Source organism: Streptomyces sp. NPDC056987 (assembly GCF_042673865.1).
Taxonomy (GTDB): Bacteria; Actinomycetota; Actinomycetes; order Streptomycetales; family Streptomycetaceae; genus Streptomyces.
The window spans coordinates 22,806-34,662 of sequence record NZ_JBHURV010000019.1 but is presented as its reverse complement, the minus strand read 5'-3'; the positions used below and the strand labels follow the sequence as shown (position 1 = coordinate 34,662).

General features: G+C 69.9%; 6 protein-coding genes. 4 read left to right on the top strand and 2 right to left on the bottom strand.

Annotated elements, in window-relative coordinates:
- Positions 1-448 precede the first annotated feature (448 nt).
- A complete protein-coding gene (locus tag ACFTZC_RS21965; RefSeq protein ID WP_382892192.1) occupies positions 449-862 on the bottom strand; it encodes an arsenate reductase ArsC in 414 nt (137 codons plus the stop codon).
- A 93-nt stretch (positions 863-955) separates the two neighbouring features.
- Between ACFTZC_RS21965 and ACFTZC_RS21960 the strand changes: the two genes are divergently transcribed.
- The 3 genes from ACFTZC_RS21960 (at position 956) to ACFTZC_RS21950 (ending at position 3,176) form a co-directional block, all read left to right on the top strand.
- Positions 956-1,270, top strand: a complete 315-nt coding sequence (locus tag ACFTZC_RS21960; protein WP_382892190.1) for an ArsR/SmtB family transcription factor — start codon at positions 956-958, stop codon at positions 1,268-1,270.
- A complete protein-coding gene (arsB, locus tag ACFTZC_RS21955; RefSeq protein WP_382892188.1) occupies positions 1,267-2,430 on the top strand; it encodes an ACR3 family arsenite efflux transporter in 1,164 nt (387 codons plus the stop codon). The genes ACFTZC_RS21960 and arsB overlap by 4 nt, the downstream gene beginning before the upstream one ends.
- Before the next feature lie 311 nt (positions 2,431-2,741).
- On the top strand, positions 2,742-3,176 hold the full coding sequence (locus ACFTZC_RS21950) for a hypothetical protein (RefSeq protein ID WP_382892186.1): 435 nt from the start codon (positions 2,742-2,744) through the stop codon (positions 3,174-3,176).
- Between the two features lie 90 nt (positions 3,177-3,266).
- Here the strand turns inward: ACFTZC_RS21950 and ACFTZC_RS21945 are convergent, their stop codons facing one another.
- Positions 3,267-4,100 carry a PIG-L family deacetylase gene (locus tag ACFTZC_RS21945; RefSeq protein WP_382892184.1) on the bottom strand — a complete coding sequence of 278 codons (834 nt, stop codon included), beginning with the start codon at positions 4,098-4,100 and terminating at the stop codon, positions 3,267-3,269.
- A 652-nt stretch (positions 4,101-4,752) separates the two neighbouring features.
- On the opposite strand from ACFTZC_RS21945, the gene ACFTZC_RS21940 reads away from it, so the two are divergent.
- Positions 4,753-11,817, top strand: a complete 7,065-nt coding sequence (locus ACFTZC_RS21940; protein WP_382892183.1) for a glycoside hydrolase domain-containing protein — start codon at positions 4,753-4,755, stop codon at positions 11,815-11,817.
- Positions 11,818-11,857 lie beyond the last annotated feature (40 nt).

The window sequence follows — 11,857 nt, the reverse complement described above, 5'->3', positions numbered from 1 at the left end:
TTCTGCTCAGTTACTCGCCGTATCCCCGGTCGCCTTCCGACCATCTGACAGGACGAGACGTGGTGGCCATCGGATCCCTCCGTTACCGATCACGGACAATCCCGGGGGAGTTCGCGGACAACTCGACCACCGGCAACTGCGTCCGGCCGGAGAAGCCCAGCCGCCCCCGACTGCGACCGACCGCGCATCAGATCTGTCCGGCGGAACGCGTCGGCCACGCCGAAGGCGCGGACCGTTACGGGAACTTGTGACGGAAGGGTTGCGTATCGTCACCGCGAAAGCGCGAAGAAGCAGCAGACGAGTTTCGGAGAAGGCGAAATGAAACAGGCATGAGCCGAGCATTCCGATACCTCTGCCACGCTCGGGCAGCAGCGCCGAAGAATTCGTTCAGCGACGGAACACCACGTCATTCCCCGCGACGGTCACCACTCCCGCTTCCGGATCCCGCTCATGCCGTGGTCTCCGGCGCGATCTCGGCGATCAGTCCCTCGACGCGCTTCCTGATCGCGTCGCGGATAGGGCGTACGGCCTCGACGCCCTGGCCGGCCGGATCGTCCAGTGCCCAGTCGAGGTAGCGCTTGCCGGGGAAGACGGGGCAGGTGTCGCCGCAGCCCATCGTCACGCAGACGTCGGACTCCTCGACGGCGTCCACGGTGAGGATCTTCGGGACCTCGGCGGAGATGTCGACGCCGACTTCCGCCATGGCCTCGACCGCGGCCGGGTTGACCGCGTCGCCCGGATCGGACCCCGCCGAGCGGACCTCGACGCGGTCACCGGCCAGATGGGTCAGCCAGGCGGCGGCCATCTGGGAACGGCCGGCGTTGTGGACACAGACGAACAGCACAGAAGGCTTGTCGGACATCGGACGCTCTCTCTTGTTCTCAGCCGGAATCGAGGCGCGAATGACATCAGCGCCAGGTGGCGTCAGTCATCGCTGATGTGAAAATATCAGCCCATGATGACGTCAGTCGACACTGACCTGATCCGGGTGCTCGCCGACCCGCTCAGGCTCCGGATCGTGACCCTGCTCGCCCACCAGACCCTCTGCACCACGCACCTGGTCGAGGAGACCGGCGCCAAGCAGACCAACCTCTCCAACCACCTGCGCGTCCTCCGCGAGGCCGGGGTGGTGGAGACAGAACCCTGCGGACGCTTCACCTACTACAAACTCCGGCCGGACGTCATCGAGACCGTGGCAGGCTCCTTCACCGACCTGGCCACGGCCGCCCGCGCCACCCGGGCGGCCGACACGAAGAGGTCCTGTCCGTGACCAGCACCGAACCGGCCACCGCAGCCCCCGCAGAGCCGGGAGACGACTCGGTCGCCGCGAAACTCTCGACGCTCGACCGCTTCCTGGCCGTATGGATCCTCATCGCCATGGCCCTCGGCCTCGGCCTCGGACGGCTGATCCCGGGACTGAACGACGCCCTCGCGAGGGTGGAGATCGGCGGCATCTCCCTGCCCATCGCCGTCGGCCTGCTGATCATGATGTATCCGGTCCTGGCCAAGGTCCGCTACGACAAGCTCGACTCGGTCACCGGCGACCGCACGCTGCTGGCGTCCTCACTGGTCATCAACTGGATCGTCGGCCCGGCCGTGATGTTCGCGCTGGCCTGGATCTTCCTCCCCGACCTGCCCGAGTACCGCACCGGCCTGATCATCGTCGGCCTCGCCCGCTGCATCGCCATGGTCATCATCTGGAACGACCTCGCCTGCGGCGACCGCGAAGCCGCCGCCGTCCTCGTGGCGTTGAACTCCGTTTTCCAGGTGATCGCGTTCGGCCTGCTCGGCTGGCTCTACCTCGACCTGCTGCCCCACTGGCTGGGCCTGGGCGACGGCCAGCGCCTGGACATCTCCATGTGGAAGATCGCCCTCAACGTGGCCGTCTTCCTCGGCATCCCCCTGCTGGCCGGCTTCCTCACCCGCCGCATCGGCGAACGGAAGCTGGGCCGTGAAAAGTACGAGTCCAGCTTCCTGCCGAAGATCGGCCCCTGGGCCCTCTACGGCCTGCTCTTCACCATCGTCATCCTCTTCGCGCTCCAGGGGAAGACGATCACCTCGCAGCCGCTCGACGTCGCCCGCATCGCACTCCCGCTGCTGGTCTACTTCGCCGTCATGTGGGCGGGATCCTTCCTGCTCGGCAAGGCCCTCGGCCTCCCCTACGACCGCACCGCGACCCTCGCCTTCACGGCGGCGGGCAACAACTTCGAACTGGCCATCGCGGTCGCCATCGCCACCTTCGGCGTCACCAGCGGCCAGGCACTCTCCGGGGTCGTCGGCCCGCTCATCGAGGTCCCCGTACTGATCGGGCTCGTGTACGTATCGCTGGCCTGGCGCAAGAAGTTCCCGGCCTCGCCGCCCTCAGCAGTCAGGCACCCCCTCAACCAGGGGATGGCGTCCCCTGGTTACCCCGACCGCGGACAGAAATAGTCAACGAGTGAACCCGCCCGAACGTGAAGCCTTCCTTCCGCTACGGCGTGCGCGGAACACCACCTCGGAGATCGGACTGCCGACCTCGCCGGCGGCCCTCGTCGAGGACCGGAATACAACCGATGGGAACAAGAGGGCGTAGTCATGAGACGACGGACAGCCCTGCTCTTAGGCGTCACGCTGGCCGCGGCCCCGATCGCGCAGGCGCACGCGCGCCCGAGCCGTACGACGCCCCCTCGTGGGACGCCCGTGGCGAGCGGACCGTCTTACGGCAAGGGATGGCGGCCGCTGGGTGGACGCGACTGCCGTCGATGCCCGCGGGCATCGAACGGGGCAGTGCCGCGATCGGCGTGCACGGAACGGGCGTGCTCGGCGGTCGGGACCGGGGGCAGGTGAACGTGCGGGACACCGTCTACGCCTTCGACCTGCGCTCCCGCCGCTGGTCCGGGCGGGCGCCGATGCCGACCGCCCGCGGCGGCATCGCCACCGCGGGCGTGGGCACGAAGATCTACACGTTCGGAGGCGAGGGCAGACACGACGACACCAACCCGAACACCGTCTTCGCCGAGACCGAGGCGTACGACACCGTCCACGACCGCCGGCAGCGGCTCGCCCCGATGCCGGTGCCGCGCCACGGCACAGCAGCCGTCGCCGTGGCCGGAACGATCCACCTCCCCGGTGGTGGCATCGCGGGCGGCGGCAGCCCGGTGGATGTCAACGACGCCTACCGGCCCGCCCACCGGTGAGCCGCGAGCGGACGGCGGACATCCCCGGGTTCCCGGCGGCTGACGTCGACGCCATGTACCTGGCGGCCGGTGCCGTTGAGGACGGGCGGATCAGCGCAGGCCGGCGAAGAGATCGTTCTCGGGTACGGCCGCGTCGGTGGTGTCCTTGACGCGTACGAAGGTCTCCAGGCCCATCAGCTCGCCGAATTTCTCCTTGCCCATCTTGAGGAAGAAGATGTTCTCGCCCTGACTGGCGTGCGCGGCCAGCGCATCGAACTTCTGACCGCTGAACGCGGTGGTGTCCACCCACGTGGTGATCTCATCGTCGGGGAGGCCGATCTCGGCCATCGCGGCGGCCTCGGCAGGATCCGGCTCCGGCATGTCCTCCTGGAACTCGCGCATGGTCTCCCCGAACCGCTGCATCATCGAGCGGGGCATCGTCGTCCAGTACACCTTCGGTGTCAGCTCGGTCATCTCCAGCGCCGCCATCGTGATGCGGTGGGCCTGGATGTGGTCGGGGTGGCCGTAGAAACCGTTCTCGTCATAGGTGACGACCACATCGGGCCGGTAGTGCCGCATGAGTTCCGCGAGCCGGGCGGCGCTTTCCTCCACAGGGGTCCGCCAGAAGGCTTCGGGAGCGTCGTTGCTCGGCCAGCCCACCATCCCGGAGTCGGCATAGTCCAGCATCTCCAGATCGCTGACCTTCAGGACATCGCAGCTCGCCTCGAGTTCCTGACGGCGCATCAGGGCGACGGCGGCCGGATCGTGGCCGGGATCGCCCGGCTTGACACCCCCCGCTCCGTCGCCGCAACCGCCGTCGGTACATGTCACGAGAACCGTGCGGATGCCTTCCGCCGCGTACCGCGCGAGGACCCCGCCGGTGCTGGTGGCCTCGTCGTCGGGGTGGGCGTGTACGGCCATGAGTGTCAGGGGCCGATCGGTCATGAAAAAGTCCTCCTGCGTCAATACGTCCTGGTCCGAGGGCGCGGCGGGCATGCCGCGTCCCCGGGGTCCGGATCCTGGCGGGGAGGGCGACCGTACGGTCTCCGTGTCCCCCGCCCGTACGGCACCGGTTCCCTCGGTTGCAACCGCGCCGGCCGAACCGGCTGTTCCCGGCACGGCCGCGCGGCCTTCCGGGCGGCGGTGTTTCGACCCGAGAAACACCAGCGTAGGCTCGCCGCCCGCCAACGACGCAGTCGTCCGCCGCCGACGTATGTCGGCCGACACGGGATTCGGCCGTGGTGGCGATCGTGGCGACGGTGCGGCCGACCGCGGCCGGCCGCGGCCTCGCCAGGGGGAGGGCGGGACGCGGGTCCGGAAGCCGGCCCTGCCATCGGTGCGTGCCCGCCCGTCACCGGGCCCGCGCCGCGCGAAGGCGGTGACTCTCTTCGCCGCGTCCCGCGCGTACCTCCCGTGCGGGTTCTGTTTGCCCGTTGTACGCCTTTTCCCTGTCTGATGGCGCACGTTCGTGAACGCGACGGGTGGTGTCCCGTGCGTCCACCGCTGTTTCGCTCCGCACGCTCCGGTGTTCGAGTTGACAACGTTGTCTTACTCTGGGGCGGACCGTGTGGACGTATCGCGACGATGGAGAGGTCACGTGCCCATCAGATTCCGAACTCCCTTGCCCCGCGCGGTTCTTCCGCGGAACGCCCGCCGACGTCATCGGCCCCTGTACGCGACGGTGGCCGTGCTGCTCGCCGGCGCGCTCGGCTTCGGCGCGCCGGCCGGTGCCACCGCAGCCACCGCAGCGCCCGGCGCCACCACATCCACCGGGTCCGGCGGGACGTCCGGCGGGACGGACTACACGAAGTTCGTCGATCCGTTCGTGTCGACCGCGGGTGACCACGGCAACGACATGCCGGGCGCGCAGGCGCCCCACGGTCTGGCCAAGGTCAACCCGCTGACCACGCCGAACCGCAACCACACCGGGTACGACTACAACGAGGACCACATCGCCGGGTTCACGTCGACGAACCTCGACGGCGTCGGCGGCTCCGGAGGCGGTGGCGACCTGCTCGTCGTCCCGACCTCCGTGCGGTACGACAGCCGGCCCGCGACCGGCACGTACGCCCACGCGTTCAGCCACGACGACGAGACCGCGACGCCCGGCTATTACCAGGTGGGCCTCGGAGCCGTCTCCGGTACCGCGTCGTCGGTGAAGCAGGACTCCGGCACCATCAACGCCGAGATGACCGCGACGACGCGCACGGCGCTGCAGCGGTACGCCTTCCCCGCCGGATCGGACCCCGAACTCGTCCTCGACCTCGCGAACAACTTCACCAGCCGCACCCGCTCGACCATGAAGGCGACGACGCTCCCGAACGGGACCGCCTCGATCACCGGTCTCATCGCCGGGTCGTTCAACGGCGCCTCGTACAAGCTGTACTACGCCGCCACCACGAACGTCCCCGTGACCTCCCTGAAGAGCTGGGGCAACGACGGCAAGCTGAGCGACGCGACCACGCGGGACGGGGCCGACACCGGCGCCGTCCTCGGGTTCGACCAGGCCGCCGGCGACGACATCGAGCTGCGCGTCACACTGTCGCCGATCAGCGCCGAGCAGGCCGCGACCGACCAGCGCAACGAGGTGGGCGACCTCACCTTCGACCAGGCGCGCGCCCGGACGAAGGCGGCGTGGAACACGTCGCTCGGCGCCGTCGACGTGCGCGCCTCGGCGAAGTCCGACCCCGGGTCGACGCTCACCCAGCAGTTCTACACGCACCTGTACCGCATGTACGCGCTGCCGGTGAACGCCACCAGCACCAGCGGTACGTACCGCGGCGCCGACGGAGCGGTGCACGAGGCGAACGGCTTCACGTACTACGACGGCTGGTCCACCTGGGACGACTTCCGCAAGTACTCCGTCGAGGCGTACATCGACCCGGCCACCTACCGGGACATGATCCAGTCGCTGATCGTGCTCTTCGCCGACACGCGCGCCTCCGGCAAGAGCCTCGGCAGCCTCACCCACTCGGTCCCGACCGTGCGCTGGGAGCGCTCGGCCGTGCTGGTCGCCGACGCCCTGTCGAAGGGTTTCAAGAACTTCGACCGGCTCGACGAGGCGTACCCGGCGCTGTTGTCGTACTCCGGGTACTACACCGGCGCGCAGTTGCGGCAGGGGTACGTGACCGGTGATCCCGGTACGACCGTGCAGCGTGGCTACGACCAGTGGGCGCTCTCCGTCGTCGCCGACGCGCTCGGCAAGAAGGACGACGCGAAGAAGCTGCGTACGCAGTCGACGATGGCGATCGACAACCTCGTGAAGTCCGGCGCCTGGACCGCGGCCGACGGCACCGAGGTCGGTCTGCTCACCCCGCGCGCCGCGAACGGCGACTGGCAGAGCGCGGATTACGAGAAGTTCGAGGCGGCCGGCCTCTACCAGGGCACGCTGTGGCAGTACCACTGGTACGACGCGTACGACATGGGCGGTCTCATCGAGGCCATGGGCGGCGAGAAGGCCGGCAGGGCCGCGGTCAAGCACATGTTCGGCGAGGACTCCGGTATCGACGACGGCTCGACCATGCTGCACTCCAACGCGAACGAGATCGACCTGCAGGCCCCGTACCTCTTCAACTACGTCGGCGAGCCGAGCCTGACGCAGAAGTGGGTGCGTGCGATCTACACCGGCACGACCTGGAACCGCTACATCGCGACGGGTTCGACGAACGAGGCCCCCAGCTCCGGCGGTGAGTTCACCCCGCCGGTCAGGACCCAGGTCTACAAGCTCTCCCCGAACGGCTTCCTGCCGACCATGGACAACGACGCCGGCACCATGTCGACCATGTTCGTCGCCGCCGCCCTGGGCCTGTTCCCGGTGACCGCCGGCTCCAGCCAGTTCCAGATCGGCAGCCCGTTCTTCGACTCCACGACGATCACCTACGCCAACGGCTCCCGGTTCACGGTGAAGGCCGACGGCGTGTCGCCGAGCACCTACTACGTACAGAACGCGACCCTCAACGGCAAGCGGTTCGACAACACATGGCTCGACTACGCGCAGATCATCTCCGGCGGAACCCTGGACTTCACCATGGGTTCCCAGCCCTCCCGGTGGGGCGCCCGCACCGAGCCCGCGTACTCGCTGAACACCGACGAGGGCGACACCGGTGACGGCGGGGCGGGTGACGGTGGCACGGGCCCGGACCGGGGCCACACCGTCCTCTCCGCCCGCCCGGGCACCGTCGCCACCGCCGAGGACGGCACCGTCCACGGCAGTGTGAAGCTCACCCTCTCCGGACCGGCGTCCTTCGCCGCCCGCAACGGCACCAGCCTCACCAAGTCCGGGGCCGCGCGCGTGACCGGCCTGCCGGCCGGTGTCACGGCGGACCTCCGCGTCAGCGGCTCGCGTACGGCGACGCTGTCGCTCACCGGCACCGCGAAGGTCGACGCACGCCTCGGGATCACCTTCCGCGACGCGGCCTTCGCCCACGGCGTGCGGGCCTCCACGGTGAGCGGCACCGGGATCTCCCCGACCGACCCGCTTCTGATCTCGGCGGCCGCGGTGCACCGCAAGGCGCTCGGCGCACTCGTCGACCAGGCGTCCCTGGTGCGCGGCGCCCACTACTCCGACGGCTCCTGGAACCTGTTCCGGTCGGCCCTCGAACGCGCGCGGACCGTCCTCGCGGACACCACCTCCGCGACGGGCACGATCATGGCCGCACAGGACGCGCTGCGGACCGCCGTCGACGGGCTGACCATCGACGAGGGCGGCTACGCCGTCCTCCAGGCCGAGGACCCCGACCAGAAGGAGGGCCCCAGCCTCATCAGCGAGCGGAACAACTCCGACGGCAACCTCGGTGGCGTCACCGAGGGATCGTGGGAGCGGTTCACCCAGCTGGACTTCGGCGGGGTCGCCCCGCGGAGCGTCTCGGTCCGCTACGCGAACTCGCAGCCGGCGGACGCGAAGCCGAGCAGCGTCGACATCCACGCCGGCGCCGCCGACGGCCCCGTCGTCGCCACCGTCCCGCTCCCCGGAACCGGCGGCTGGCAGAACTACAGCACGGTGCGGGCGGCCGTCACCGACCCCGACGCCCTGCTGAGCGCGAAGAGCGCGACGTTCGTGTTCCACGCCCCGTCGGGCCAGCGGTGGGTGTCGAACTTCGACTGGTACCAGTTCTCGCCGTACGAGGCCTCGGCGTCCCCCACGACCACACTCGCCACACTGACCGCGGCGAACAGCACCACGACCGGCAACGGCTCGCTCCCGCTCAAACTCGCCAACGGCATCTTCGAGAACGTGACCGACAGCGCGTGGGCGCGGTGGAAGGACACCGGCCTCCGCGACGGCGCCGACACCGTCACCGTCCGCTACGACAAGCCCCGGTCCCGCACGGCGTCGGACTCGCACATCGAACTGCGCCTCGGCTCGAAGGACGGCCCGAAGAGCGTCGACATCCCCCTCGACTACAGCGGATCGGACTGGGGAACCGTCGCCACGACGAGCGTGCACCTCGACCCGAGCGTCTTCACCGGCGTCCAGGACGTGTACGCGGTGTTCGTCTCCAGCACACACACCGCCTCCCAGCCCTACGTGGGCAACATCTACTCGCTGGCCCTGACGCGGGCCGCCGACGCCCCCGTGGGCTTCGACGCCACCGCGTTCCGTTCGCACAGCGGCGGCGGCCTCAAGAGCGAGCCCGTCGGCTGGACAGGATCGGGTTCCACCACCGACCTCGGCGGTACCTACGACGGAGCCTGGATCAACTACGGGGACATCGACTTCGGCAGCTCCCCGAAGAGCACCGTCACGATCACCTACGCCAACAACTCCGCCCGCTGCGGCACCGGTTCCGCCGTCCAGCTCTACCTGGACTCCTTCGACGCGGCCGACCCCGGCACGCCGTACGCGACCGTACCGCTGCCGGTCACGGGAAGCGCGTGGTCGTCAGGAGGGACGACGAGTCTGACACTGCCCCGGGCCATCACCGGCACGCACACCGTCCACCTGCGGCTGACGACGAACCCGGACTCCTCGCACCCGTACGTCGCCAATCTGGGCCGGATCACCTTCGACCACGTCGAGACGCCCGCCGTCACGGACAAGTCCGCGCTGCGGAAGGCGATCGAGCGGTACGAGGGGCTCTCCGCCGAGGCGGGGCGCTACGGTGCGATCGACTTCGGTGTGTACGAGCGTGAACTCGCGGCCGCACGCACCCGCGTCGCCGCCGCCGACGCGACCCAGCTGGAGGTCGACACGCAGACGCGCAGCCTCACCCTGGCCGCCAACCAGCTGGTCCCGCTCCCGAGGCTGAAGCTGGAGGACCTGGTCGCCACCGCGTCGGCCCGCGACGACGACCGCTACACGGACGCGTCGTGGCAGGCGTTCGCGGCGGCACTCGCCGCGGCGAGGACCGCGGTCGCCGACGGCGCGGCCACGGACGCGACGCTCACCGCCCGGTACGACGTCCTCCGCCGTGCCCTGTCCGCGCTCACCACGAAGCCCAGGACGGTGCCGGCCGCGCCCGACGCGGTGTCGGCGACCTCGTCCGGCACGAGCGTGACCGTCGCCTGGTCCGCACCCGCCGACACCGGCGGCTCACCGGTCACCGGCTACAGCATCACCCTCAGCGACGGTCACCGGATCAGGATCAACGATCCGGAGAGCCGGAGCGCGACGTTCACCTGGCTGCGGGCCGGCCGGTCCTACACGGCACGCGTCCAGGCGGTGAACGCCGTCGGCACCTCCCGCCCGAGCGCGGCCACGGCACCCGTGGTCACCGGCGGCGGCAAGCCGCAGAAGCCGGCCGTGACGGGTGTGATCACCGACGGCAAGCAGGTCCGCGTGACCTGGCAGGCGGCCGGCGACGGCGGATTCCCGATCATCGGCTACACCGTGGCCCTCGACGACGGAACCACCGCGCACGTCCCCGCCACGACGGCCACAACGCTGCTCACGACCACGGGCAAGGCCACGACCACGACCACAGGCAAGGCCAAGACACACACGGCCACCGTCACCGCGGTCACCCTGGCCGGAACCTCGGACGACTCCGCCGCGACCGCCCCGGCGACCACCGCGACGGACGCCGCCGACCCGGCGTACGAGCCGTCCCCGTTCCCGGACGACACGCTCAACGCCACCTACGCGTCGGACAAGTGGCCGGGCACGGGCGACGGAACCGATTACTTCCGCGACCTGCTGGACGGCATCGACATCCTCGACCCCGACATCCTCGACCCCGACATCCTCGGAGCCAACGCCAAGGTGCCGAACGGCGCCGCGCTCACCGCTGAGAACGACCGGATCGCCGCGCGCGTCAACAATGCGGCGACGCAGCAGGAGGTGGACCGGGCCGAGGTCGACGCGGCCAACAGCAGCACCGTCACGATGGCCGACGGCCTCGGCTCCCGGCTCGGCCCGATCTACCGCGACGCCCTGAAGGGCGGCCGGCTGCCGAAGACCAGCGCACTGTTCTCCCGCGTCACGAAGAACCTCGACAAGGTCGAGGCGGTGAAGAACCACTACGGCTACCTGCGCCCGTACGTGCGGCTCGGGTTCGTCGGCGACGGCGGCGACATCTACGAGTCGCGGGACGGCTCGTACGGCAGCCTCACCACCAGCGGCTCGTACCCGAGCGGCCATACCTACGGCGGCTACGAAGCGGGGACCATCCTCGCCACGCTCCTGCCGGAGCTGGCACCGTCGATCCTCGCGCGCACCTCGGAGTACGGGAACAACCGCATCGTCCTCGGGTTCCACTACCCGCTCGACGTCATGGGCGGCCGCATCACCGGACAGGCCACCGTCGCGCACCGGTGGGCGGACCCCGACTTCGCGAAGCTGCTGATGCAGGCCCACACCGAGATGGAGAACGTACTGCTCGCGCAGTGCGAGAAGGAGGGCTACGGCGACACGCTCACGGCATGCGAGGGCGACTCCTACGCGGGCCTGAGCACGGCGCGGCAGGTCGACCTGTACACGCGGCGCCTGGACTACGGATTCTCCCGGGCCGGGAAGTCCGGGCAGGCCCTCAGGACGCCGTCCGACGCGGCGGCCCTGCTGATCACGGCCTTCCCGGACCTCACCACCGCGCAGCGCACCCAGATCCTCGAACAGACCGCGACGGACTCCGGCTCCCCGCTGGACGCCACCGCGGACGGCGAGGAGAGCTGGGAGCGGATCAACCTGGCGGCCGCGATGTCGGCGCAGGTCGTCGTCAACGCCGACGGGTCGGTCAAGGTGACGAACTACGCGGACGCCACCAAGGCCAGTGCTGCCGACGCCAAGGCGATCACCGTCGGAGGCACCGCGATCGACGGCTTCGCTCCCACCGTGTCCACGTACGTCGTCGACTGGCCAAGGAACAGGAAGATCCCGGCCCTCTCCGCCGTACCGGCGCACCCCGGCGCGCAGGTCAAGGTCACCGACGGCAGTCCGGTCCTCTCCTCGACCGGGCCCCGGTTCACCACCCGCACGATCAAGGTGACCTCGGCCAACGGCTCGGCCACCCGGACCTACACGGTCGGCTTCCAGCTCACGGACCGCGACGACCGTCCGCTCACGGCCGACGGCAACGGTCCTGACACCGCTGACGCCACCATCGCGGGATCCGGCCTGCACCCCACCTACGGCCTGTTCGGTATCGGAGGCACCGGAGCACGTCCGATCGCCGACGCCGCCGTGAACGGAGCCCAGGTGATCCCCAGGACACCGGGCACGACGTAACAACCAAACCTGCCACACCCGGCGCCGGCGCCGTGGCAGG